The following is a 26,577-nucleotide window of genomic DNA, read 5'->3' on the forward strand; positions in this document are numbered from 1 at the left end:
ATGGAATTGATCAACAAAAAATTAAGAATCGATATTAGGGTTCTGGGGTCGAACTACGCATGTTGACAACCCGAGCTGGAGCACCGACGGCGATCGCTCCTGGAGGAATATCTTTAGTGACTACCGAACCCGCGCCAACCACGGCGCCGCAACCGATACGTACGCCATCGAGAACGATGACTCGATAACCCAGCCAAACATCATCTTCGATAACGATGCCGCCTTTAGTAGTTAAGGGCTGTTCTTGAATCGATCGCTCTGGTTCGATCCCGTGAGCGTAGGGATAAAAAGCGCAGTTAGGAGCGATTTGGACTTTAGAACCAATTATTATTGGTGCTTTGTAACCGGAAAATTGACAGCGCGGTTGTATATGAGTGTCTTTGCCGATGGTGACCGTTCCGGCGTATCCCGTTTGAATGTAGGTATCGCCATAGAGATGTACGCGGTCGTCTAAAACTACCTTGCCCCCTTCGCGGTCTTGAAAAATAGTTACGCGATCGCCAATAAAAACATTAGCTCCCAATTGCAGCAGGGGATGGTAAATTGTCGCTCCAGGAGCGATATAACCCCGAGGATGATAGCGAGCCAGACAGCGACGGGCATAGTAGGGCGGAGCCAACCAAGTGGCGATCGCCGTGGTAATTTTTCCTAGATAACCCAATCCCGCCCAGCGCATCCAAAACCACATCCAGCTAGTAGCAAAAAGACCTTTTACACCTGAAGTTTGCCATTTAGTTTGCAATCGTGTCCAAGTAGTTGTTGAAGCTTTGGGCAGGCTAATCATAGTAGAGTCCTGAGCTAAGATTGACGGGATAACGTACTTTACGAGATATGAGCGGAGCTCGATAAAAGTCGTGAAAATATTTGGCTAGAGAAGGTGCATTAAATAACTCCCTTCCAATGGGTGGTGGTGGATGCTGGATGTAGTTAACTAAATGGGTAAAATCCGTACAGTGGCTAACACCAAATCTTTGCACTGCTTGGGCAAATAACAGTTGATGATCGTCGATGTGTTCGCCGTAGCATTTTAGTCTGGGTAGCAATACGAAAGACGAGCCCATTTTGGCTAACATTCTAGTCGAACCCTGCCCGGCATGGGCAACTACTAGAGATGCCTGCCGGACTGCCTCTTTCATTTCGGTTCTGCTTAGAGAAGCAACAGAAGTTAACAGATGATGCTCTAAACGGGCAGCAGAAGTCTCACCGTGTTGAAATAAAACTGGTTCGGTAATAATTTCTTTTTTTAAGAGGAGATCTAACCAATCAACAGCGCGGTCGAAGGGATAAATAATCGTTCCTAAGGTAAAAACAATCATATTTGACTAAATGTTCGATTTTTAAGTTCATATCAGGCAATCAGTCCTTTATATTTAGCTTTGGGATAACGTTCCAAGCATTCAGGCCATTGAACATAAAATTCGTCAACGACATAGTAGACGAGTTTGCCACTGAGGCTGAGAACATCAGAGCGGGAGATGCTTTCAATAAATACTGTTTTGATGCCAAAGAGTTTACTAGCGTAGATAAACGGTACGGCCAAACTAGCTCCGGTAGAAATTACTAAATCAGGTTTGCTTTGGTAGAGAATGAACAGAGCGTGGAAGAAATTGATGAAAGCTCTACCCAACATTCTGGCTTCCTGCATGATTACCCAGTGGACGATTTCTTGACCCTTCAGTCGTTCGGTATCGAATTTGGGATAAGTAACCCATTCTCGATAATGTCTCGACCAAAATTCCTTTAAACCCATCATGGTGGCAAAGTGTCCTCCTGGATTGCAGATCAGTAATAGTCGCATGATTTTAAACCCCTGATAATCTAAAAACTGTTAGTGTTCTAACTGCCGTTGTTTAATGAGCCAACTCAACTTCGTGCTGCATCTGGTGATATCGCCATAGTTGACCGCGTTGTTCTAGTAATTCTTGATAAGTTCCCTGTTCGACAATGCGACCTTGTTCTAGTACCACGACTTTATCCGCTCTCATAATCGTCGACAGCCGATGGGCGATGGCAATAACCGTACGACCGGCAGCTAGTCGTTCTAGAGACTGTTGAATCAATCGTTCGGAAATTGAATCTAAGGCACTGGTAGCTTCATCGAGGATGAGAATTTCGGGACTCCGCAGCAAGGCTCTAGCGATCGCCAGACGCTGACGTTGACCGCCTGAAAGACGGACTCCTCGCTCGCCCAATTGAGTATCTAGACCTGCGGGCAACTTTTGGATAAACTGCCAAGCATTGGCGCGGCGAGCTGCTTCCTCGATTCTTACTTGCTCTACATCTGCTAGTCCGTAAGCAATATTTTCTCGGACCGAAGTGTTAAAGATAAATGTATCTTGACTGACTACCGCTATTTTGCGCCGCAGGAAATCTAGCTCGAATTGGGTGAGTTCGATGCCATCGATGGTAATTTTTCCCCGAGTAGGATCGTAAAAGCGCACCAGCAAATCTGCTATGGTCGATTTTCCCGCACCCGAAGAACCTACTAAAGCCAAAGTTTCGCCCCGTGAAACAGTTAGAGAAATATCGTGTAAGACGAGTTTGTTTGGTTCGTAACCAAAATCTACTCCGACAAATTCAATTGCCTGACGCAGCTTACTAAATTGAATCCGTCCATTTGGCAGATAGGGTTTATCGTCCTGTCTCAATAACTCTCTGAGATTGTTTAACGGTCCCGAACACTTGCTTAGATTGGCACGAACCCCATTAAGATTGCGAACGATAGGAATCAGCCTTAGTAAGACAAAGAGAAAAGTAAAAAAAGAAGCCGATTCTAACAGTCCTTGGGGTATCAAAACAGCAAAACCTAAAATCAGGATGGTGAGCAGCATAATCGTTCCCCCTGCTTCGGTGAGAGGTTCGATAAATGCTTGAATCGCTCTGGTTTTGTTCGAAGCCCGTAAAACCTCTTGACTAGCCTGATAAAAACGCCGACGCTCGTAATCTTTGGCAGCAAAGATATTAACGGTGCGAATGCCATTAATAAATTCTAGAGACACCGAAGCAAATCGACCATTTGCCTTGGTAATCTCGAAACTGGCTTCCCGTACGTGGCGTAGTAAAACTGACAGTCCCACTGCCAGTAAGACGAACAGTAGCCCCGAAATAATCGTCAACTGCCAGGAAAGCAACAACAGCGAGCCCATTAATACCAGTAAGGTAGAACCTTGAATTATAAATACCGCAATGATATTTAATGCCTGCATCAAACTGCCAATTTCCGTAGTCAGGCTGTTGATTAAATTGCCAGAGCGGACTTTATTAAAGTAAGAAATCGATAGAGATTGTAGCTGCTCGAATATTCTCAAGCGAATTCGATAAGCTAATTCGAGCTGCGACATATAGCTATAGAGCTGCCCCAGGTAGGAAAGAGCCAAACGACATACCGTAACGAGCAAAATTAAGCCCGAGATCCGGTAGAGTCGTTCTGTAGCTGGCAGGTTGACCCCTAAAATCCAGGTATCGACCCACTGAATCCCAGTCTGAATCGGTTCGGCATTGGGCTCGGTAAAGCTTTTGAGAAAAGAGAGGATAAAACCGATGCTAAATCCTTCAAAAGCAGCCGCTAAAAGAGAAAAAACCACCGCCAATACGACAATGTGACGAAAATGTTTGAACTCTCGTAGCAAAAAATAATTATCTTGCCAAAAATTGCTAGTTCTCAGTAAACGTCTCCACCGAGATAAGTTGTTACGCATTTAATTTACTGGTTAAATACTTTTTTAAATATGGGCGCGCGTACGCATTTTTACCAAACGAGCTGGCAATCCGACAGCGATCGCGCCTGGGGGAATATCTTCTGTAACCACCGCACCAGAACCAATTACGGCACCAGTACCGATAGTGACTCCTGCCAGCACTGTGACTCCATGGGCGAGCCAAACATCATCCTCAATCGTAATTTCAGCTGCGGTCGATGTGGTTATTTGGTGACCTTGCTGATGAATTGGACGGGCATCAAAATTACAGTCTGGGGCGATTTGTACTCTAGAACCAATGCGAATCGAGCCTCGGTCGGCAAAAAACTGGCACCCTGGTTGAATATGAGTATCCTTACCGATGCTCAGACTACCGCCAGTGGCAGTCTGCAAGACAGTATCGTTGTGGAGGTGAACTCGCTCAGCTAAAGTGACCGACCCACCGGGGGAAGGAGAGAAAATCTCTACGCGCTCGCCCAGGAAAACATTAGCTCCCAGTTGTAGGGAATCTCCCGAGACTTTAGCACTGGGTGCAATGTAGCCCCGGGAACTATAACGTGCCAAGGGACGGCGTTGCTTGTAGGGGGGAGCGAACCAAGTGGCAATCCAAGTGGCAATTCGTGCCCCATAACCCAATCGCGCCATCCGCATCCACGAGTACGACCAAACTTGAGCTAAAATTCCCCTGATGCCTACCGACTGTCGGAGCTGCCCAAAACGTTTCCAGAGACGTTGTGAGGAGGAAAATAAAGTAAAAATCACGATTTTTGTTAACTGGATGTTCCCGATGCTATATAGCTTTCCATAGGATTGGCGTTAGGCACTTGGCTGTTTTTAAGCCGATCGGCAAGTCGGAGAGCCAAAGCAATAATGGTGAGTGTTGGATTAGAAAGACCGCTAGTGGGAAAAACGGAACTGCCAGCTACATACAGGTTGTTAATGCCGTGAACTCGGCAATGCTCGTCAACCACTCCATTTCTAGGGTTCATACTCATGCGCGTCGTACCCATGTGATGGTAAGAACCAGTCAAGTGTCGCCAAGAAGACTCATCATCAGTGAGTTCGAGCTGAACTTTACCAAAACCAGAACGCTCCAACTCTGCGGCAATTATTTCTTGCGATCGCCTGATGGTGTGTTTGTCAATGGCACTCAAACGCCAATCAAGCCTTGCCCGATTGAGACCCAGGCGATCGCGATCGCCACTGAGAGTAACGCGGCTGTTGGGATTGGGTGCTTGCTCGGCAATTAAGTGAGTATCGCAAAACTTACCTAGGGATTTAGGAGCGAATAGTTTGCGATAGGTTTTAATTGCAATGCGATCGACATTGGTCATCACTTTGAGCAAGTCTTCTCGGGTAGATACTTCATTTCTGCCGTATTTACGACCTTCATGAATCGTCGGGAAGGCTTTGTGTCCTTTTTTCTGCCGTCCCCGCAAGCGGTTAAACGATTCTATCCATTCTTCTTGTAGGGGTAGCAGTCGAGTACCGAAATTAAGCAGTTGCTCGCGCTCTTGGACTTCTTTAGCCAGACCCAAGCCAACTCCCACAAACATCTCACCAAGCTGGAAATTTTTCTGGGTATACAAAGGCGCTAGCTGAGATAGCCGAACTCGACCGGAGATAATGTAGGGATGTTCCATAAAATATCTGCCAACCTGGTCGTATTGATTGCCCAATCCCACCTTTTGAACTTGGTTGGAGGCGAGCAGCAAGCGAGGATTTTCGATGCCACCCACGGCTAAGACAAAAGCTTTAGCTTTAACCCAGAATTGTTTGCCCTCTAAAGTGGCAACCCGCAGTCTGGTTACCGACTGAGCCGTATCGTCGGTTTCGAGCTCTACTACATTGGCATGAAGATAGGTCTCGATATTTCGCGCCCCTTCTAGTTCTGCTCGGTAGACTTGACCGAAACGCAAGTGCGACGGCGGGATAATCTGCCAAAAGCAAGGGGCGATCTCTTGGGAAAACTGTATCGGCTGATATTGATGTTGCCTGAAAGTGTCTTCCCAATAGGCAAAATCGTATTCAAAAGGTCCGAGGTTACAGACTTCTTGAGCGCGTTGATAATAAGGTCCCAGCTCGGCTTTGCTAATCGGCCAGCCACTATAGGGCATCCAGGGACGGACTTCAAAATCAATCTCGTCTAGGGGTCGGCTCCAACCTCCCCAAAGATTAGTCGAACCTCCCAGATACCGGGCACGTGTCTCTTTTAAAGGGTAATAGGAATTGCCAATATTTTCATCGCCGTAGAGAGCTTGGGTAGCTTCATCAAAATCTAATCCCCCACTCTCGAGCAGACAAACTCGTTCTGGTCGGTCGATAAACTCCCGCGCCATGGCAATTCCTGCCGCTCCAGCGCCAACAATACAAATCTCGCTTTCAATGAGACTGTCTTCTGGTAACTTTCGTATGTCAATTAACATAATTACTTATACAAATAAAGAATTTGAGACAAATAGGCATCAAAGTCGCTCGCTCGAGATTTTTCTGGCTAAATTTAAAATCAAAGCCTTGGTGTCAACTCAAGAAAATCATTTTATTGATGCCGAAAATTCAACAGGTCAACCAGTGAGAAAGATCTTTTTGAATGAGAACTTGCAGCTTTAAGATCTCCTCCCGATATTCTTCAATTAATTGTCTGCGCAACTCTAGTGAAAGCTTGGGTTTGGCGGATTTGACCGAGGAATAGTTATGGAACACTTTAACATTGCCTTTGAGGCTCTGGCGTACCCAAGTTGGCAAGAGTGACTTTAACCTGGATTTAACTGAGTTGGAGCTATTAACTAAAGATTTCAGAGTCTGATTGGATGGTAAGTAAGTTACATTGTATCTTCTAGATACATCGGGGGTAAATGTGTCATCTACCTCTAAGAAACGGAATATATCTTGTAGCAGATCGATGGGGCGATCGCAAAAATCTTCGTATAAATACACTTGAATTTGCTCTGGGTCAAACGTTCCATAGTATCGATTTAGCTGTTGGTAGTAAAATCCGCACTGCTTGTAATGCCAAATCGGTCTCCAATGTTGGCAGATGCGTGTCTTTTCTTCATCGAGTGCCTCGGCAAAATTATTTAATGGTTCCGCACCACGTTGAAGCTGATGCAAAAAGCTGGAGTAGGCTCTATCTACTGGATTACGCAGAATAGCAATCAGTTTGATTTCGGGTATGTGGCGTTTTATCTGTAAAGGTGCTTTCTCGAGGTAAAGATACCAGGGAGACGCTTCTCCAATAGCTTTCTCGTTTTTAACTTCTTGAAACAAAGCTTGGTAGTCATCTATATTTTTTATCAAAATACGGTTGGTGTATTCATCTCGTGGTCCGCGAAAATTAGGAGGAGTTTCTTCTTCCAAACCAAAAAATCTCGGCTCTTTTACAGGACTCATATAGACCTGTGGATGTTGGTTCAAATATTGATAGAGTGAAGTTGTACCAGATTTAGCCGCGCCGATAATGCAAAAGTTTGGCATTGACATAAAATAGATCTCTCCAGAAAAAACTACATCGGCTCAAAAAAGCTTTTTTGCTCGAAATTACTCGGAAGAGTTTAGCTCTAAACAACCAGCAAATCATTCTCTCTCTAAGACTTTACATACAACCTCTCGATAATGAATAGTGCTAAATGTACTCAAAACTTTTTGGCGAGTACGTTCCCAATCAACTGGAAAAGCGCTACCGTTGGCAATTGCTTCAATCGAACTAGCGATCGCTTTAGGGGAAGTGTCACAAGTCCATAAGTCCGTTGCCGGTTCGAAAAACTCTTTCAAGGCTGGAGAATTCATGGTTAAAGTGGGAATTCCCATTGAGAGAGCTTCGATCAATTTATTAGGCACGGTATTGTATGCCTTATCTGTATCCCCAAAGATTCCCAATGCTAGATCGCAATGTTCCACTAGATAGTTTGGCAAAGAATCGTCAGCAAAAATTAAATCTTTTCTAAGATCGACATATTTTTCAAGTCCAGCTTGCCGAATTTTTGAGGCATAAGTAGCGAATGAGCCATTATCTACACCAAATAAATTACAGACAAACTCGCACTTTCCTGACAAAATTTCTAGTGCTTGTAAGATGTTATCCAATCCATGTAGGGGAATAAAGGTTCCCCACCAGCAAATGTTTAATACTCCATCTGGTTTGAACTTGCGATGATGAACTACACTGGCAACGTTACAGTTAGGAGCGATAAAAACTTTGTGGCGCTCGATCTCAATCTCAAAGATTTTTTCCCAGTAAGCTAGCTCGTGTCTCGAAGTATGAATAATGTAGTCTGCTTGGGTTAGCGCCAGCCTGTCTTTTTCGAGCATCGCTTTAGCTTGTCTGCTCTCGGGCATGATCGCTTTTCCTTTTAGGGGTTTGCCGTCGCCTACAAAAGTATCATAAATTGAGATATACATCTCTACTATTAGCTTTTTCTGAAATACTTTTGCCGCCCAAACTGCACTTTTAATAAATCTAGAATTCATTGGGGGCAGATAGATTACGTCAGTAAAAGCTGCTTTCAACCAAAGCTCGACTAAGGAAAACAAGGCGCTTAATTTGTCGCTCGCTATTTTTGCTAGTCTCGGATTCAGATAAAAATCGGGACAAACTAAAGAAATATGATGCCCAGAATCGAATAATAGCTTGGTTAATATTTGAGAGCGATAATCTCGATAAATATTGCCGTAGAGCAAGACTTTAATTTTTTTTGGTTTAGATAGCATGATCGAGATGAATCTAAGATTGCCATTGACTTAGAGGAAGACCGGTTAAAACTTCTAATCGATGATTCTTGTCGGAGAAATATTCCCGCAGGGACGCTCGCTTTGCTTCTGGTATTTTGGGGAAACTTTTACGATCATCTGTGGTAAGTTCTCGAACGTATTTTCTCAGCGCCGCAGGTGCCATAAATCCCAAACCAGAATAATCTAACTCTTTAAAGATTCGATTGACTCTTCGACCGACGACATTGACATATTTGGACTGATTCTTTGGTTCACCGAGCTCGATTGGTATATTTTCAGCATCGACTCCGATAAATTGGAAGCATTGTTGGACTGTATGTAGAGGATTTTGTTTCATATCCTCAAATAAAATAAATAAAAATGATTCCAAGGGAAAATATTCTAACCACAGCGATAACTGTCCGTAATAGTCACTTACGTCGAGATAAAAATCTTCGTTTTTTATAGCATTTTCAAAGCTTTGAGTTTCGCGCCCATTCATTACATAGTAACAATAAGCAGAATAAATTCTGGCTACTGGTTCTCTTAACAAATAAATAAATTTGGCATTGGGATTAATCGAGTAAACTCTCTGAGGAATATCTTTTAATTTACTGGTTTTGCTGCGAGAGTTATTATTACTAAGTGGTGCCATTGAATAAGTCGTTGAGGCATCGAGACAGATGGCATTTTCATAGTTAGAAAAATTTGTTTGATACCAAGCTAAACCTTTATTCCAGTACGTAGAAAAAAAGTGAGGCTCTTTATTTTTTGCTACACAAATATTAGGATGCTGGGAAAGTAAATATGCCAGAGTTGTCGTTCCTGCTTTTTGCGCGCCAATAAGAAATACTTCAGGGGGAAATGGCATGGTTAAAGATCTCGTTTCAAAAAAACCTAAACTTTAATAGTAATTTAGCTGAAGCTTGCCAACTCTTTATAAATTCTGTGTAGCCCACGATTGTAACCAGTCTTTACTTTAAAGTAGAGTTTATTCATTGTCGATTGGTTGGCAGTTTTAAACAGTTCAACCTCATGTTTGAAAGAACTATCTTGCCGCGCTATCTGTTCTTGAAAAATAGCTCGGGCATATTCATATAGCTGAATGTCTAATTGGTTTGACTTTTCGATTAAATTTAGAGTTTCTCGAGCAATATTTTTAGCTCTTTTAGAAACATTGCTTTTATCATAAAGGGGGATTTTCCAGCCCAGTATTCTTTGCAACAAGATTGAGGATTCATCGAATTGTTCGCAAATTCCTATAAATTTAAAATTAGTTCGTAAATTTTGTTTGGCAATTTCTAAGTTGGCTTCAGAAAAAGGAACGCTATCTTTGTCTTCTGATGGCAGTAACTGTCGTTTTAAAGTTACTCCGGATAAATTTTTGGTCATGCCATTTTGAACGGCACCGTAAGTGCTGACGAACTCTGAAAGTGATAAATGTTGAAATAAGGGATTTTTAGTTTTTTGATAGTAATAGTACATCGAAATTACGCGCTCTACTGGCTCGCGTAAAAACGTAATGTAGGTATAAGGCTGAGAGAGAAACTGATGTATACCAAAGCCTAAATGGGTGTTGATAATCTCGAGCTTTTCCCTGTCAAACTCAGATAAGTTTTTGAGCTTGTTGACCCGTTCGAGATGAGAGCCAGAAGAACCATAAAGTTCGCAAATGGCACTCGGGGGAAACTGGTATTGAATGATGTACCTTAAAGTAGTTCCTGCTGTTTTAGGAATATGTTGGAAAATAATCACCTCTGTTGCCGAGGCTCGATTATCTGTATTGCCTAAAGAGAATATTTTGCCGTTCATGTATTTCTTCTGGAGATAACTAATAATTTTTTTGGTCTGTTAGTAAGTGCTCGGAGCAACAAAAATCGACTAAATATGGACGCAGCAAACTTACAAGTTCTTCAGTTCTCTGACGCTTTCCTCGGTCGTGAGGGTGGTAAATCGTGTCATAAAACATCGATTTATCGTACATTGCCGATTCAGGTCGACCGAGGACGGGAACGTCCAAGCCGCGATAAAAGTCTTCTATGCTTTGGAAAAATGCTTGAGGTTCGGGTTGCCGATAATAATCAAACCAAATCGTATTGGGCCAAGTAGCCAATACTTTAATTTGATGTTGTTGGCACCATTTGGTAAACTCAGCGATTTGCTTCATTCCATGACTAGTCTTGAGTTATCCTCCAATTGGCAACGGCTTGAGATTGGCAATTCTTTGCCGTAATTCTGGTGTGATGTCGGCTTCTCGCTGATGGGTGTTGTCTCCATATTGATTTTTATTGACTTGTTCAGCGGCGATCGCTCTTGCCTGAATAACTTGTGGTCGGGTTAATTTGGCGATAACTCCCTGTCCCAGACGCTCGAAAGATATTCCGGCGAGAAACCGAACTTGGGAAATCAAATCGAGCGATCGCAAATACTGAGGATCGTGAGCGAGCACGTGATCGATAAATCGATCATTGGGAATACCCTTATCTTGGTAATGCTGGTATTCCAGTAGCAGCATTACCAAGATAAGGGTTTAGCCAGGAACGAGCACGATTGAAGACATAGTCTAGGGAGATTGCGGCATGAATTCCTCCATTAAGACAGGAAACTCCCGTTGCTGTTTGAATGGTCTGACAGCTAATTCCCGCATTGGCGTTCGAGCCAGCAATTACTACTAACTTAGGTCGCTCTACCGAGCTAATCAGATTTGATTTAAACGTATAGACGCGGTGAATCGAGCTATTTTGCTCCGAGATCGGAACACCTAGTTGGTAAAATATGGCTGCGAGATAGACAACCAGACAAACCAGAAATCCCGATAGTATCGATCGCAAATATCTAATGTAAGTCATCTCCTCAAAAGTCAAAATACAAAAATTCACTTTGAGGTGCTTGGAGGGCAAATTTGGCAATCACAAAAATTAAGCCACCCAGTAAAAAACCAAACATTCGATTCGGTCTCCAATAAAATTTTTTCCACAGGTGATGATGCCAATTCCCACCGAATTCGATCGCCTCCATACCTACCATACCTAGAGCGGGATTATATTTTGCCAACCACTGTTGGGTATTGGGGGTAAACCAGGCAATCGCTAAAAGTAATGAGGACAAAAGATAGGTAATTATCGCATCCGTGTCTCTCTCAAAATCTAAAACTACACCGATATTGGCGAAATAAGCTTCTACTATCGATAGGTGTCCTGCCAACTCTGCTGGTAGAGAAACTCCATTGCTGCCGAGCATTCCTCGTATCATGACTAGAGCCGCATCCATGTTTTCCGCTCGAAAGAAAACCCAGCCGACGACGACAGCGATAAAAGTCACTAATACACCTAAAGCGTGTCTCCACCGGGAGAGCTTATCGGGATCGTAACCTAAAAATTTCTGGAGTGAATGCCACTGATGGTTGATAACTAGATAGAGTCCATGTAGTCCGCCCCAGAAGATAAAAGTCCAGCCCGCACCGTGCCAAAGTCCGCCGAGCAACATCGTAATCATTAGATTGATATTGCGCCGCAGTTTGCCCTGGCGACTACCTCCTAAAGGAATGTAGAGATAGTCTCGCAGAAAGCGAGAAAGGGTAATGTGCCATCTACGCCAAAAGTCAATGATGCTTGAGGCTTTGTAAGGTGAATTGAAATTAAGCGGCAATTTAATCCCAACACATACGAGCGGCACCAATTGCCATATCTGAATAGCCAGAAAAATCGAAATAAAGCTGTAAGGTATAAGCTAATGCACCTCCCCAAGCAGTGAAAAAAGTAACGGGTACGTCTTGAGCTGCGGCATTAAAGACTGGAGTAGCGCAAACGGCAATAGTATCAGCCAAGACAACCTTCTTGAATAATCCCAGACAAAAAATAGTTAGCCCTACCGCCAGATTTTCTCGCTCGAACCGATAAGTAGCTCGATCTTCAAACTAAGGCATTACCTCTTGATGATGGACGATGGGACCGGCAATTAGCTGGGGGAAAAAAGTAACGAACAGACAGTAGTTGAGAAAACTATATTCCTTAGTTTCTCCTCGGTAAGAGTCTACCAGATAGGTAATTTGCTGAAAGGTAAAAAATGAGATGGCTAAAGGCAAGATTATCTGGTTGAGAGTAAAATTCGTGCCGACTATGTCATTAACGCTGGAGACAAAGAAGTTAGCATATTTGAAATAACCGATTAGAGCTAAATTAACTGTAAGACCCAAAATCAAAACTAGCTGCCGATAAATTCGCGCTTTCCCTTTTTGGCTCAGGTAAAATCCAGTGAAGTAATTAAATAAGAGCGAAAAAATTATCAGTCTTAGGTAAGCCGGATTCCACCAGCCATAGAAAAATAAAGAGGCCAGCACTAGCCAGGTAATGGCAACTCGATGATATCCTCGCCCCTGTATCTGAAAAAAGATTAAAAGAGTCAGGGGTAAAAAAACAAAAATAAATTCCCAGGAATTAAATAGCATGATGTTTTATCGGTTGGTCCCTAAATCCTCTATGGCGATCGCCGCTTAAATCTAACCGATGAGTGAGTCATAGATGGCTTCTAATTTGAGGGTTTGCTTGCGAAGATCGAATTTCTCACAAATAAATTCCCTTCCCCGTCGCCCCAGTTTTTTACCCAAGGCCCGATCGCTGAGCAACTCGTCCAGCCGCTCTGCTAAAGCCATGACATCTTTTTCTGCTACCAACAACCCCGTTTCCCCATCCAAAACCGCTTCGGGAATGCCACTGTGCCAGGTAGAAACCACCGGTATGGAACAGGCAGAGGCTTCTAAAATCACGATGGGCAGACCTTCGCAATCTCCATCTGGTGCTGTTTGACTGGGTAGAGCAAATATTTCTGCACCGCGCACTAATTGCAGTACCCGTTCGTGAGGTTGGGAGCCCAAAAAACGTACCTGCTTATCGATGCCCAGTTGCTCTGTCAACCTCTGTAAGTTTTTAGTTAGGGGACCTTTTCCTACCTGAATTAAGGAAACGCTCGGATGCTTGGCGGCAATTTTGGCAAACGCCCGCAACAGTGTAGCGATGCCCTTTTTTTCCGTGTGTCTACCGACACAAAGAATATAGCGTTCGTCAGTTTGACCTGTTGCTGGGGAAAATTTAGTGGTGTCTACGCCAATATAGTGCTGAATTATTTTTTCTTGGGGATAGCCTCGCTCGATCAACTTTTGACGAATGAAATTAGAAACGGCAATAAAACCGGCAGCTTTGGTTTTAAGTTTTTCCTCGTGAAAAATTAGTTGGTAATAGAGAAGTCTACCACTTTTCCAAATGGCTTGACGAGAAATAGTAATATCGTATCCGTGAAAAGTAACCAAAAAAGGAATATTTAATTTATCGGCAAGTTTCATGGCGTAAACGCCATTAGGACCAAAGTGAGCGTGAATCAAATCTAATTTACCGATAACATCGAAATATTTACTAAATAACTCGGGAAAACAGGTAAGTACGTGAATTATTTGCTTGATTTTCCAGAAGTCATTGTGACTGAGAGATACCGAGGGAAAGCAAGTTTCTTCTAATAGAGTAGTGGCAATAAATGTCGGTTGATATTGCTTTAGGTTGTGAGCTTGTTCGGTAATAAAAGCCTCTGATATTAGTGGAAAAGTTCTGACATATATGCCAATTTGTTTCATCATCCCTTACTTCCGCGCAGTGGCACTAAATTGGGTTGCTGCAGTTCATTAGAACCAAATCCTACAATGTTCATAATTTTTTTGGCGTATTCGACGGGATCGCACTGAGTTTCAACCCAGTTTTTACCCAGAGCCAGAAGCTCTGCTCGATTGAGAGCAGTTTCCAGCCGCAGAATTGCTTTGGCGGCGGCTATGGGATCGTTAGGATCTACAGTCCACTCAGGGGCAAAATTCCCCAAAATTTCGCCAATCCCCCCAGTTTTACTGCCAATTACCGGTACGCCACAGGCGATCGCCTCGACTACCGTGCGACCGAAAGGTTCTCGTGGAGCCAGAGTAACCACCACGTCTGCGTACTTATAGTACTCTTCAATTGAAAATGTTGGAGGCAAAATCGTAAAGCGGTCTGCTACTCCCAAGCGAGTGGCTCGCTCGAGAAGATCGCGAGTTCTGGTTTGACCTGGAGAATAGTCCGGACCGATGACGATGCCGTGATAGCGATCGCCATTGGCTTTAAGATGAGCTAGCATGGGAATAAGTCCCCGCAGATTTTTGTCGTTAAAGCTTTCTGGTTCGCTAATCCGCGAGGGGGTCAGTAAAATACGTGCTCCAGAGGCAAGGATGGGCTGTAAATTGGCAGGAGGCGGCGAGTATCTGGAAGATTGATTAAATTTGTCCGTATCTACTGGAGGATAGAGAATCTGCCCGACTCCAGGCAGCAAACGCTCGATCTGCTCGGCAGTAAACCGCGAATTACAAATAACCTGGGGAGAAAGACAGGTAAAAGCCAACTTTCGAAGATAGTTACCCAGAGGATTGTAGGAAAGTGCCAAATCCCGAAAGACGTGATAGACGGGGCGACCGCTCAACCGCAGTTGGGGTGCAGCTAAAATCATGCTCGATAGCAAATTACGAGAGGTGCAGGTTTCTAAGAGCAGGGGGTAGCTTGAGGGCTGCTTGGCGACCCAGCGCAGTGCTAACTTGATAAACTCGCTTCCGTTCTGGGCTGGAATAATCTCGACGCAGTGCTCTTGACCAGTCTGACATAGATACTGTTCGACAAGAGAGCCAGATTTAACTAGAAGACACAATTGCCCAGATGCGCCCAACTTCTCAAATCCTCTAACCATCATCGAGAGAGAAACCGTCATCCCTCCTAGTCCGCTACTCCCTGGCAGTACAATTAGTTTATCCATAAGGTAAACCTTTAAGGGGTTTCTGAGTAGAGCAAAAAATTATCATCAGCAATAGTGTATTTACACCAATGGGATTGAGACTCACGACAAAGCACTGCAAAAACAAAAACATTTGGATGGGAAACCAAGATAGGGGTCTTGTCGCTCTGGTGCCATAAAACCAGCTCAAGCAAGCTCCCCAAGCAGCTAAAAACAGTCCCGTGCCGAATACGCCTTTTTGGTAGAGAAGGTCTCCTAAAATATAGCTGTGGGAGCCAATGCGAATGTTGCTGTCTCCTACGTACTCTGTGGCATTACCCTGGACGGCTGGTGGTCCGAATGTTTTATGCCCGAAAAATAGCTTATCGGGAATTCTTTCTAGGGTTTCTTGATAAACTAAACTGCGAATTTCAGTCGAGCCTGCGCGAGCATTAGCAACGCTCTCTGCTACATCGGAAGTGGCATTAAAAATTAAGTTAGTGACTGGATAAAAAGATAGGGTAAGAAAACTAAAGATTGCCAAGAGCGACAGCATCAGCCAAGCCTTACCCATTTTGGCAAAAACTAACATAAAGTAAATCAGCACTACTGTGGGAAAGGCAAGCCAGGTAGAGCGGGTTGCCGTAAGACTGAGTAGAAAGATTGAGGTGGCTAATAGCCATATCGTCCACCACCGATTTTTAAGATCTAAAGCTAACAGACCTGCAAAACTCAAGAAAGCAGCACAAATTTGGTTGTGACCGAAGAAAAAGCGATAACGACCTTCATAGTAAAGTACCAAATAGTTGCTCCAACCATTAACGTCACCCTCTTCAAAACCACTTTTTCCCGTCAATACAGCATATAGAGTTCGGGGTGGATTGCTGACAATTCCAGGAAATAACTGAACTGCTAACCAAGTCAATAGTATCTGCACGATACTAACTGAAAAAGCCCAGGAAACTACTTCCAGTCGTACTTTTACCTTGTGGCTTTGAATGTACCAAACCCAGAAAGGAAAACAAAAACCAAAAGTTCCCTTGATCAAGTCGTTCGTACTGATGGCGAAGTCTGACGGTAGCTCGAGGGTCCAGTATACGCCTAAATAGAGGCAGAGTAGATCTATAAATTTATAAGCTTCAAAAGCAAATAGGGCGATTACTAACCAGCTAGGCTGCTTTAGCCGCAGTCCTCCATAATGCCGCCATTCATAAACGGCAATCCCTAACAGCAGCAGTACGGGCAGATAGACAAAAAGACCTAAATACCACCAGAGAGGAATTAGTATGATGTTCGAACAAACGATTTTTTCCGTCTTGGTTAAGGCATCCCACCGCAGCCAAATGCCTGAGAAAAGCCGCTCTCGTTCTAGTTCCCGTGAAGATCTTGTGGTTAAAAAACTCTGAGTCATAAATTTGACTGCAACTCTAAGTCTGCGCCTCCAACAATGGTTGCTTGATACCGTAGCGATAGTAGTTAGTGGGACGAGAGTCTACACCATTGACTACTAAGCCCTTAATCTGAGCGTCATATTGCTTTAGCTGTTCGAGGCTACTGATTACAGAATAGCGTCCGCTTTTACCCGGTTGAACTACAAATAAGAAGTTACGAACTGCCGAACTAATTGAAGCCATTTCGCTAGCAACGCTGACTGGCGCACAGTCTACTAAAACGTAGTCATATTCTCCAGTCTCTTGGATGGCATCGAGCTGTTGTTGGAAATCTCCCCGGACGAAATATTTACAAATCTCATCTCGAGAGATCGTGGGTGCGGCAAGGGCACTGAGTCCTGGAGCGACAGTGTTTAAAGCAATAGGTTGTGCGATCATGGTAGATTCTCGTCTGCCAAGCTGCAATCGATTACTCAGTTCGGCTCGGTGGATGTCTCCATCTACAACCAGTACCTTAAAGCCAAGCTTGATTAAAGTTAGTGCCAACCCGATAGTCACGGTTGTCTTTCCTTCCCCCGGGGAAGCACTAGAAATCGCAATTCGTCGATTTTCTAGCTCGATAAAGCTAAAAGCCGAAGCCAGCCGTTGAAATTCAATTTCCGCCTCGCTATTTAAAGACCAGTTTAGTTCTATATTTTTGAGCAGATCTGTTGGAGAGCGAGAAATACTGACTATGACCGGATACTGCACTAGCTGTAAATCCTTGGGACTCAAAAGTGGATCGCGAGATTCTAGGAAGAGCAACAGTCCAACACTACCAAGAGCAGATGCTAGTAGCCCTCCTAAAGCAATTAACTTGCGGTTAGGCTCTGTGGGTTTGGGATCGAGAGTCGGACCGTCGATTAGTTGGACATTAGGATAGCTGTTGAAATTATCGATCTTTGCCTGGTTAGTCTGAGCGGTGATACCTTTGTATACCCCTTCGGCGAACTCGTATTGGCGTTGTAGCTGTGACAGTTGGCTATTGTTTTGGGAAATGGCACGTAGTTCGCTGGTACGTTCGGCTATTTGGGCTTCAATTTCCGCAGTTTCCTGCTGTAGCTGTTGGCTAGCAGTTTCTGCTGCTAGTAACTCAGTAATCATATCGATCCGATTATCCGAGCCGTTATTACCGAGAGTAAAATCTACGTTTTCTCGCGCTACGTTGGGAATTGCCGTATCGATCGCTCCTTCAAGTTGCTGGAGCAGTTCTGTTTTGCGATCGAGCAGAGTTTGGACTTGAGGACTGTCTTCTTTATACAGACCTCTAGCATTAGATAATTCCAATTCTAGTTGGGCTACCTGCTCTCTCACTGTTTGATATTCAGCATTTCCAGCCAAACGTAATGAGTCAACTGCCGCTTGCCCAGTTACGCCCAAATTATTTGCCGTTACTCTAGCTTTAGTTCGACTGGCATCAGCCTGCGCCTTGACTAACGATAGTCTGGTTTTTAATTCGCTCAGAAAATTAATTAGTTCTTGTGCTTGAGCATCGCTGTTGACAATTCCCGTAGATTGCCGGAATTCTGCTAGCTTACTTTGTGCTTCGAGCAAATTTTGACGGGCATTTTCCAGCTCTCGCGTGTTTTCTCTAGTAGAGGCATCTTGCTGGCGTAGTTCGCTCAAGCGATGTTGATAAGAGTCGATTAAGTTAGTCGCTCTTTCTAAAGCCAGTTCAGGATTGGAACCAGTTGCGTTAACTGCTATAGTTGTCGATTGAGCCTGTGGTTCCACCTCAAATAAACTTTTGTAGACGTTGATTAGTTTTTTTGGATAGAGGTAGCGTTCGCGATCGCGTTCTAAAACTCGTTCGATTACTTTGTCGCTGGTGAGAATTGCTGCCTGAATTTGTAGGGTATTGACTTCTTTAGAGAAAACGGGACCGCCATCGCCCAAATTACCTAGAGGACCGAGATCGGCACTTAAGTTACCTCCCGAAGAGGGGATATTTAATTCTGCTCGCGCAGTCCAAGTAGGAGTAAAGGTGCGATCTAAGACTACGGTCGCTGCTAAGATCGTGGCACCGATTACGGCAGTATTTAACCCTAGCAAGGGCAACCAATGTTTGCGAATAACTGCGACTGTGTGATTCATATAACTGTATGTTTAAGTTGCTGCTTGCAAAAATAAGTTTAGAGAGTAATATTGTTTATCGGCGACCATCTCAATTGGAAGTGTAAACTCGTTGTCTTTTAAAAATGATGGAGCGCAGATAACCGCGTAACCCCAAACGTAGCACTGCTCTGCCTCGATTGGGGAACAAGGCACAGATGCTACGCCGCAAAGTTCTTTCGACAATATCTTTAAAACTGCGTTTAATAGCAATACTTTCTCGTAAGGAAAGTCCGATAATCGATAGAGATTCTCTGAGTGGAACTCCATCGTGTTGAATGGCTTTCAGGCTACGATAGTCGACATCTCTCTGTAAATCGAAGCGATCGCGCAATCCTAGTTGGGCGGCAGTTTGGTTGATATAGTCGGCGATGGCTTCTTTTTGTCGGAGTAAAAATTCCAGATTGTCATTGTATGCCTGCAAATTGTTACCGTGCATCCGATAGAACATTAATGGTTCTTCAATGCTGCCTACTTCTCCATAAAAAGGAACCACTGCAGTTAAATACGCGTCTGCTGCCTCCTTTCTTTTAGTGGGAATGGGCAAAACTTGCATTAATGTCTGACGGCGATATACCAGCCCAGAAGTAATCGACCAGGCATATTTTCCCCACCGTAACAACAAACCGCTAACATCTCCTTGACTGTGCCGTTGGTATCCAGTACCAACTACTTTTCCTTGGCGATCGATCGAAGTTCTGCCGTGAGAGATTTGCACCCATTGAGGATGTTGTTGGAAAGCGGCGACTACTTTGGCTAATTTTTCCGGGTGGTAGTAATCGTCGGCATCTAAAAAACAAACAATTTCTCCCTTAGCTTGAGAGAGTGCCGTATTAAATGCCGCTCCCTGTCCGGAATTGTTTTGAAATAGGGCAATTAGCCGCTCTCCATAAGATTCAATTATTTCTCTAGAGCGATCGCTAGAGCCATCATCGACAATGATTAATTCAAAGTTTTGATAGGTTTGAGCGAACACACTGTCGATGGCCTGACATAAAAAATTGGCATAATTATAGTTACTAATAATTACAGTAACCAAAGGATTGTTAGTTTCAACAAGATTATTTTCAGTCCGGTCTCGGGCGATTATTTTTTTCATCGTCAAAGCTTTATTTTAGATGGAAAATTTACCACGCAATATAGGCGGGTAGGCAGAACGAGCCCGAACCCAAGTTTTTCAGTCATATTCTTTTTCCCTGATAAGATGGAGATGGAGATTAAGTATTAAATAAACTACTCAAATATTGTCAACAAATAATTAACCCAGCCACGGAGCTGTGTCTGGATTGCCAAAAATAATTTGTATTTATAAGTAAGCCTCAGATACAAAATTAAAATAATAAGGATTTTTTTTTAGAAATTTCTTGATTAAATAAGTTAAATTTTTGAGTGGCTTGCAAATGAATTCTATCCATCTTTTGACCTCTCAATTCTAAAATATCGGTAAAAGCATCTGCCAGCTTTTGACCGCGAAATTGAAGTAAAGAAAAATAGAAATCGCTTCAACTAATGTCTGGCTTAGAGAGCAGATCTATCCCTAGCTTTTGCTTTAGGTACAGATTACTCTTTGACGAGACAATAGAGCCTGCTGCAAGCGTCAGTTAAAGTGCACTCTAAGGTGTCTTCTTTAACTCAATAAAGAGCGAGAAAACTTTAATTGCTTTTCCTAGTTGGATTTGAATTTTGGCTTTTAGATACCTTCGTATTAGGTAAAGCTAATCTTTAAATAATTTTCTCTGACTACAAGTGTATACTATTAAGTTTTAAATTGCAAATTTCTCTGATTTTTTTGACAACTAATTGTCGAGCGACTAAAACACGAGTAGCCATTAATACTGTTCAAATTCAAAAAAAATTCAGTAGCCTAGATCGTAAATTTTTTCATGACTAAGTATATACTTATTTTTTTGAAAAAAACTTTAGTTTACACAATCTTTAATTTAAAAACTTTTTAATTTACACGAGCTTTATTTAATCATGGATCCTCTCAAATGGACTGATAATTTAAAATTTGGCGAGCGCCTATGTTTTCAAAATAACCTAATTTTCATGTCCGCAGCTAAATGCTGGTGACTGGCTGGCAAATCAAGCTAAATCATTTCTCTGCTTTTTTTTAAATCTGCTTATGTCATATTCCAGCAACTCTGAAGAATACCGTAGCGAGCACCATGTTTTAATTATTTAGGAAGACTTTTATCAGTGCTGCGCTTGAGATTTTTAGGAGTACAACCACGACTCATATAGTAACTATATTCGCCAATTGAAGGATTGTGAGAGTTGGGATCGATGGTACCGGTAGTACATTTCCAATCTTCTCTTTTAGCAGGAACGCCTACAAGTTTTTCATTTTGTTTTGATACTCTCAACCACATGTGACCGTGTTCTTCACAGTAAAAATCTTCAATCCAGGAATTGCGATCGACGAAAGTATCCATCTGTGCTGCTAGAAGTCTAGCTTTTTTACGGGAAAAATTTAGTCGTTCTCTTAACTCAGATACTTCTTGATAGAATAGACGGTATTTTTGACTGTTGGAACGCCAGAGACGACGCTCGCAGTAAGGACAGAAAAACTTTTGAACTTTTTTGCGACTACTACGTTTATTGACCATAGTTAATAAACTCTTTGCAAAACTCTACTGCTTGAGACTGAAATAACGACACTAAAACTTAATAGGTTGGCAATGAAAAACTTATGCACCAGAGAACAATATGCAATTGTACTTCTGACGAGTATCTCCACTATTTAACCAAATACGGTTTTCACAATTGCGATCTTGCTAGAAATTTAAGGTTCTAGTTTTTCTTCAATAATTAGAAAACAGAGTTTTAATAAGCCTTTTTATCGCTCGAGTAAAAAGCAGTTGACCAGTCTGGCCAAATTTGAGCAATAAACAATAATTCTTTTTCTGTTAGGGTGTTTGCAGCCTGCTCTGCCTTTTGAGGCTCGACCCCAAATCTGATTAAGTGTTGTCGATATAACTGTTTCAAACGATTAGTCTTCATAAATTTGCTTCCGAAGATTTTTTTTGATGAAATTAGTTGAAGTTGGCGTTGTGGCTGAAATACTGATAGTTCTCGTTCCAAACAAGTCCGAAATCCGATCTTATTGTTGCAAACTTTTTCCTCAATCCTGTATTTAATTAGATTGGGTAACTATTGCTTTATTTTTACAGAGAGAGCCGAATACACTGGGTGACTACTCGCAGATACAGATAAAATTGACTATTCAACTATTGGTTTTTAGGATATCGATAAATTGAGATGAGATCGGATTGGGAATCAAAGCAATCCCTTAGATTCCTTAAATTTTAGCGATCGGTTTATTGGCGGTAGGAAGAAAAATTAGGCTCGACTTTCCGACCATTAATGACATAACAATAGTTTTTCTACTTACTCATAGTATTGCTAATAGTTGAAATCTTTCTGTTTGTTATCGTACATTCTTAAACATTAACTAAAGTCAATGATCATCAAGACACGATAAAAAGTCCGTTTTTTACTAATTACATTACTAATGTCTTCAAATAGTGCATAAAGTTTCTATTAAATAGTTGCAATGCTCGAGATTTTGCCAAAACTACTAGATAAAAAATGTAGTGATTTTGACAAAAATTTGGATGAACTGCACTTTTTGAGGTCGTCTTTAACCAAATTCAAATTTTTTCAACTAAAACAAATCGTACTACAAAAATTTTTTTTGGGAGAGTTTATTAATTTTTTGTAATATTGATAAATTCTTTAGTTTAATTGTTTTACCATTTCTCCCGTCTTTTTTTGCCAAACAGCCATTGCTGCACTACATAAAACTGTGTTTGGTTCGGCAATATAACAACGGCAATTTAATTCATCACTAATAGATGGTAGTTCAGGTTCGGACAAATAAGAAAAGACAACTACATCATCCTCAGAAGTATATAGTAACAGAAGTTGTTTGACTGTTTGTTTTAATAACTCTAAATCTTGATCTCGATATACAGTGAACAAAGAAAAAGCAGATTTGGCAATAGAGTGAAAAGAATTTTGCCAGTCACTGCGTCTTGGTGGAAAAGCTATTGATAATGAGACTTCAGCAGGTAAAAGATCTAGAAATCGCTCGGATTGCGGATTACCACAAAATAACAGGTGTTTATTTCCTAGTTGCCATAAACTCCCTTTATTAACTGAAGCGGATAAAGAATTGGTTTCGGCAATTACCTCTTGAGGAATAACGTTAAGAATTTCTGTCGTTGGAAGTTTAGATGAAGCGAGAGAGTTATTTGAAGCAGAGGCGAATTGGCTTGTCTGTAATTTTATTTCTGGTAACGATTTAACTACTGCTAGTCGCTCGCCAGAATTAGCTTCTGATACTTGTACATGAGTGCTAGTTATTGAAGAGCGATATTTTTGAATTAGCTCTTTGGCAATCTTATAAGTGACATATTCTCCCGCTCTAGCTCTCTGTAGTGCTTCTTTTCTAGCTGCAGCCGGCGCAGAAGGTGCTGCTAACTTATAAAGAGCAGAAGGAGCAATTTCTAAATTCGTAAAATTTATGAATTTGAACTCTCTACTAACTTGCATAAATTTATTGGCTGTAGACACACTCCAGTTAAACTCGGATTTTAGCCACGAGCCAAACTTGCCATGACCAATTTTTTGCTTTACTTCTGTCAATCTCTGTCCGATCTCTATAATACTCTGCGCTGTTTTCTTCAATAACGCTTTAATTTCAACGGTTTGTTGATGGATAAACCGAGACGTTTCTACATCCAGTGTAGAATAGTTAAAATCTATAGTCTGAAATTTAGGCATTAAGTCTTGATAAATGTCTATTAACAACAACTTATAAAAAAAGCACCATTACCAATGAAAAACTTTACTGTGGAATGTCAGCATCTCTACGATTGGTTATGGTCAAAAAAAATTAGGTTATCATTGATATTACATTTGAAGTTTAACTGCAAGTTGATGATAACTTAATTTACCTAATGTGAATATATAGTTTTTAGTGTCTAGACGGCAATGTTAGATCTACGGAAACCTCGTAATAAAATTTAGTACCACACTTGACTCAGTACAAAAGTTAGGATACTACTTTTATAAAATCACCTAAGTGCCAATATACTTCCGAGCCATAAAAATGGCAGCGTTGCTGCTTCTAAGTATAAAACAAAACAATGAAACGTTGTCTAAATTTGAGGTAATATCAATAATCAAATATAACGATTGAGTATTGCTCGTCTTCAAAAAATGTATAAGTAATGAACAGAATTGTTTCAACTGCTAGGAAGATTATTAAGTAAATAGCAAGTTTATTATGCCACTAATAGCTAAACAATAGATTTTCATTTTATTGCTATCGACGACAAATTACTAGTAAAACTCGAGAAATTAATTACTGTGAATATCGTTAGAATTTTTTTTTCTGTATTAAACTGTGAATCAATTTTTATATTTTTTTATCTTGTTGCAAACTCAGTTTTTTAGTTCTCTAGATTGTCGTTACTTAAACGTTTAATTTGCGCGTCTCATATGAATTAATTTCTCATTCTCGGTAACAATACAAAATAACAATACAAAATATTAATTACTTTTTACTTCTAATGTCTTACAATAAAACCATTCCAACTATTGAACTACGGCTTTTAATCATTTACTGACTATGGCTTCTAATCATCCATCATCAAGACCATCTGAAATTGATTTGTCGCAACGACAGCGATTTGATTATGGAAATTTAGATAGTGAAACCAAAATTAGTGTCGAACAGCATGCTTTGGAAATTAAGAGTTTAATCCGTCAAACAGCTCAAGATATAGTATCGATAGGACAAAAACTTACTGAAGTCAAAAGAAAACTCAAACATGGAAACTTCAGAAACTGGCTTAGAACAGAATTTAACTGGAGTATGTCTTCAGCAACCAAACTCATGCAAGTCAGCGAACAATTTAAAGATGTAAACTTTGCGAATTTAAACTTTTCAACTTCTGCTCTTTATATTTTGGCGGCTCCTTCAACTCCAAAAGAAGCAAGACAGCAAGCCCTAAAGCTTGCCAGTCATGGAGAACAAATTACTTATTCTCTTGCCAAAGTAATTGTTAATCGTTACAAAGATATTTACAGCGTTCGAGAGCCAGAACTAGATCGACAAAGCCAGACAAAAATGGACTCGAAGCATCAAAGTTCGATTCAAACAATTAATGTTGCAGCTCAAGCGATCGCCGATGAGACAGTTGAAGAGCGTGACCCATTCCAAGAAAAGCAAAACAACTCCCTCATAGAAGATGTAGACACTCGGCCAGAAAAAGGCAACGATGGACTCCGGAATTTTAAAATTACCTATGCAGGTATTAGCTTTATGATTCAAGGAAAACCAGAAGAAATTACTGCCTTGTTCGAACAAATGCAAAGTAACCCGAATTTTGCTCGAGAAATTTTTGCTAAAGCAATTTTTGCTAAAGCAAAGTTACTCTTAAACTCCGATATCAAATCCCTCTAATTAATTGAGTATTATTTATCATAACGCTTTCGGTGATTTCTAGCTTCAAGCAACTTCCTATCAGACCAATTTCTTTTAACTCGATCGAAAATTTTAAGTTCAATATTAAATTCAATATAAACACCCAGCTACAATACCAATATTGCAACTAGCATAGGAAAATGCCGATTATCGCGATCGCCTGAAACAATAAATAAACTTCTTTAGTCCCCAAAACTGACGGATTGAGGGAGCTAAGCTAAAACATAAGTGACTTATACCAACGAGAATTAGTACGAGAAAAGTTAGCTGACAATACCCCATCTCAATGTGGGGCGATCCCTCCCTTTCCCGAGCTTTTTTAACTCAAACCAATTCTAAGATTGAAGTAATACCAAATGCAGATATTAAATAAATGGTAGTCAGTCAATCTTCAAAAATTAGATCTAACACTCAGCTGTGGTTACCCGAAACAGTATTAATTACCCCTGCGGCAAAGAAAGAAGTCTGGGGACAGCAGATTTTAGAACGGGTACGGCAGTTCAATCTTCCAGTAACGGAATTAAAATCCAATCGGGTCACTGGTTTACGAGGGAAAAATGAACGAGAAACTTATGGCATTGCCAAACGCACTTTGGCTATAGTTAATGCACCCTCTAGCCAACTCAAACTAACCCCCATTCCTCCTTCTGCCGATTGGCAATTTCACTTGGCACAGGGTTGTCCGGCGCATTGTCAGTATTGTTATTTAGCGGGAAGCTTGTCTGGTCCTCCAGTGGTCAAAGTATATGCTAATTTACCGCAAATTTTAGCTAATTTAAGCCATTACCAACGACAAGATGGAGAAACGAGTTTTGAAGTTAGTTGCTATACCGATCCTTTAGGTATCGAACACCTTAGCGGCAGTTTAGCCAAATGTGTTCGCTATTTTGGAACCCGCGAACGAGCTACCTTACGCTGGTTGTCTAAGTTTGATGCTGTAGACGGCTTGTTAGATTTACCCCATAACAACCGCACTCGCTGCCGCTTTAGCATTAATGCCGCTCCCGTAAGTCGCTATCTCGAAGGCGGTACGGCGAGTATTAACGATCGCCTGCAAGCACTGCGCAAGTTAGCTTTACCTAAAGATCGTGGTGGTGGCGGCTATCCGGTAGGTTTGGTTATCGCGCCAATTATGACAATCGATAATTGGCAACACCACTATACCGAACTGTGCGATCGCCTTAGTGAAACTATAGACTTTGATTGCGATTTAACCTTTGAATTAATTACCCATCGGTTTACACCTAAGTCCAAAGAAGTGTTACAAAGCTGGTATCCCGACAGTAAGTTAGATTTAAATGAGTTAGCGGTACTTAAACAATTTAAACAGACAAAATAAGATAGAATACCTTTGCTG

General features: G+C 41.7%; 25 protein-coding genes. 2 read left to right on the plus strand and 23 right to left on the minus strand.

The genetic code is table 11. The features are described 5' to 3' along the window. Positions 1-34 precede the first annotated feature (34 nt). From ACLFKQ_RS14660 to ACLFKQ_RS14770, 23 genes are all read right to left on the minus strand, one after another. Positions 35-784 carry an acyltransferase gene (locus tag ACLFKQ_RS14660; RefSeq protein ID WP_449000547.1) on the minus strand — a complete coding sequence of 250 codons (750 nt, stop codon included), beginning with the start codon at positions 782-784 and terminating at the stop codon, positions 35-37. After that, on the minus strand, positions 777-1,316 hold the full coding sequence (locus ACLFKQ_RS14665) for a glycosyltransferase (protein WP_449000548.1): 540 nt from the start codon (positions 1,314-1,316) through the stop codon (positions 777-779). Before ACLFKQ_RS14665 ends, ACLFKQ_RS14660 begins: the two co-directional genes overlap by 8 nt. A gap of 32 nt (positions 1,317-1,348) precedes the next feature. Beyond that, positions 1,349-1,798, minus strand: coding sequence for a PssD/Cps14F family polysaccharide biosynthesis glycosyltransferase (pssD, locus tag ACLFKQ_RS14670; RefSeq protein ID WP_449000549.1), 450 nt, complete (start codon positions 1,796-1,798; stop codon positions 1,349-1,351). Positions 1,799-1,850: 52 nt separating this feature from the next. Further along, positions 1,851-3,698, minus strand: coding sequence for a heterocyst formation ABC transporter subunit HepA (gene hepA / locus ACLFKQ_RS14675; RefSeq protein ID WP_449000550.1), 1,848 nt, complete (start codon positions 3,696-3,698; stop codon positions 1,851-1,853). A 24-nt stretch (positions 3,699-3,722) separates the two neighbouring features. After that, entirely contained in the window at positions 3,723-4,460 is a 738-nt protein-coding gene (locus ACLFKQ_RS14680; RefSeq protein WP_449000551.1) for an acyltransferase, read from the minus strand. An 8-nt stretch (positions 4,461-4,468) separates the two neighbouring features. Beyond that, a complete protein-coding gene (locus ACLFKQ_RS14685; protein ID WP_449000552.1) occupies positions 4,469-6,124 on the minus strand; it encodes a GMC oxidoreductase in 1,656 nt (551 codons plus the stop codon). Between the two features lie 130 nt (positions 6,125-6,254). Continuing rightward, positions 6,255-7,178 (minus strand): sulfotransferase family protein, encoded by a 924-nt coding sequence (locus ACLFKQ_RS14690; RefSeq protein WP_449000553.1) that lies wholly within the window; start codon positions 7,176-7,178, stop codon positions 6,255-6,257. A 93-nt stretch (positions 7,179-7,271) separates the two neighbouring features. After that, a complete protein-coding gene (locus ACLFKQ_RS14695; protein WP_449000554.1) occupies positions 7,272-8,405 on the minus strand; it encodes a glycosyltransferase in 1,134 nt (377 codons plus the stop codon). A gap of 13 nt (positions 8,406-8,418) precedes the next feature. After that, complete coding sequence (locus ACLFKQ_RS14700; protein WP_449000555.1) at positions 8,419-9,276, minus strand: sulfotransferase domain-containing protein; 858 nt, start codon at positions 9,274-9,276, stop codon at positions 8,419-8,421. Between the two features lie 44 nt (positions 9,277-9,320). Then, positions 9,321-10,217 carry a sulfotransferase family 2 domain-containing protein gene (locus ACLFKQ_RS14705; protein ID WP_449000556.1) on the minus strand — a complete coding sequence of 299 codons (897 nt, stop codon included), beginning with the start codon at positions 10,215-10,217 and terminating at the stop codon, positions 9,321-9,323. Between the two features lie 19 nt (positions 10,218-10,236). Next, positions 10,237-10,572: a hypothetical protein gene (locus tag ACLFKQ_RS14710; RefSeq protein ID WP_449000557.1), complete on the minus strand. Its 336-nt coding sequence runs from the start codon at positions 10,570-10,572 to the stop codon at positions 10,237-10,239. Positions 10,573-10,590: 18 nt separating this feature from the next. Continuing rightward, entirely contained in the window at positions 10,591-10,920 is a 330-nt protein-coding gene (locus tag ACLFKQ_RS14715; RefSeq protein ID WP_449000558.1) for a hypothetical protein, read from the minus strand. After that, positions 10,886-11,254: a hypothetical protein gene (locus ACLFKQ_RS14720; RefSeq protein WP_449000559.1), complete on the minus strand. Its 369-nt coding sequence runs from the start codon at positions 11,252-11,254 to the stop codon at positions 10,886-10,888. The genes ACLFKQ_RS14715 and ACLFKQ_RS14720 overlap by 35 nt, the downstream gene beginning before the upstream one ends. Positions 11,255-11,258: 4 nt before the next feature. Next, positions 11,259-12,080, minus strand: coding sequence for an MBOAT family O-acyltransferase (locus tag ACLFKQ_RS14725; protein ID WP_449000560.1), 822 nt, complete (start codon positions 12,078-12,080; stop codon positions 11,259-11,261). Further along, positions 12,055-12,231, minus strand: a complete 177-nt coding sequence (locus ACLFKQ_RS14730) for a hypothetical protein (protein WP_449000561.1) — start codon at positions 12,229-12,231, stop codon at positions 12,055-12,057. The genes ACLFKQ_RS14725 and ACLFKQ_RS14730 overlap by 26 nt, the downstream gene beginning before the upstream one ends. A 90-nt stretch (positions 12,232-12,321) precedes the next feature. After that, positions 12,322-12,852, minus strand: a complete 531-nt coding sequence (locus tag ACLFKQ_RS14735) for a hypothetical protein (protein WP_449000562.1) — start codon at positions 12,850-12,852, stop codon at positions 12,322-12,324. A 51-nt stretch (positions 12,853-12,903) separates the two neighbouring features. Next, complete coding sequence (locus ACLFKQ_RS14740) at positions 12,904-14,031, minus strand: glycosyltransferase (protein ID WP_449000563.1); 1,128 nt, start codon at positions 14,029-14,031, stop codon at positions 12,904-12,906. Continuing rightward, positions 14,028-15,224, minus strand: coding sequence for a glycosyltransferase (locus ACLFKQ_RS14745; RefSeq protein ID WP_449000564.1), 1,197 nt, complete (start codon positions 15,222-15,224; stop codon positions 14,028-14,030). The genes ACLFKQ_RS14740 and ACLFKQ_RS14745 overlap by 4 nt, the downstream gene beginning before the upstream one ends. Next, on the minus strand, positions 15,217-16,593 hold the full coding sequence (locus ACLFKQ_RS14750) for an O-antigen ligase family protein (protein ID WP_449000565.1): 1,377 nt from the start codon (positions 16,591-16,593) through the stop codon (positions 15,217-15,219). Before ACLFKQ_RS14750 ends, ACLFKQ_RS14745 begins: the two co-directional genes overlap by 8 nt. A gap of 16 nt (positions 16,594-16,609) precedes the next feature. Further along, complete coding sequence (locus ACLFKQ_RS14755; protein WP_449000566.1) at positions 16,610-18,706, minus strand: GumC family protein; 2,097 nt, start codon at positions 18,704-18,706, stop codon at positions 16,610-16,612. Positions 18,707-18,776: 70 nt separating this feature from the next. Beyond that, the gene (locus tag ACLFKQ_RS14760) at positions 18,777-19,823 is read right to left on the minus strand and encodes a glycosyltransferase family 2 protein (protein ID WP_449000567.1); all 1,047 of its coding nucleotides are present in this window, start codon (positions 19,821-19,823) and stop codon (positions 18,777-18,779) included. Positions 19,824-20,901: 1,078 nt separating this feature from the next. Next, entirely contained in the window at positions 20,902-21,333 is a 432-nt protein-coding gene (locus tag ACLFKQ_RS14765; RefSeq protein WP_449000568.1) for a hypothetical protein, read from the minus strand. Positions 21,334-22,462: 1,129 nt separating this feature from the next. Further along, entirely contained in the window at positions 22,463-23,512 is a 1,050-nt protein-coding gene (locus tag ACLFKQ_RS14770; protein ID WP_449000569.1) for a DUF3102 domain-containing protein, read from the minus strand. Between the two features lie 850 nt (positions 23,513-24,362). Between ACLFKQ_RS14770 and ACLFKQ_RS14775 the strand changes: the two genes are divergently transcribed. Both ACLFKQ_RS14775 and ACLFKQ_RS14780 read left to right on the plus strand, forming a co-directional pair. Continuing rightward, positions 24,363-25,199, plus strand: a complete 837-nt coding sequence (locus tag ACLFKQ_RS14775; protein ID WP_449000570.1) for a DUF3102 domain-containing protein — start codon at positions 24,363-24,365, stop codon at positions 25,197-25,199. A gap of 394 nt (positions 25,200-25,593) precedes the next feature. Continuing rightward, positions 25,594-26,559: a spore photoproduct lyase family protein gene (locus tag ACLFKQ_RS14780; RefSeq protein ID WP_449000571.1), complete on the plus strand. Its 966-nt coding sequence runs from the start codon at positions 25,594-25,596 to the stop codon at positions 26,557-26,559. Positions 26,560-26,577 lie beyond the last annotated feature (18 nt).

Source organism: Myxosarcina sp. GI1(2024) (assembly GCF_053543375.1).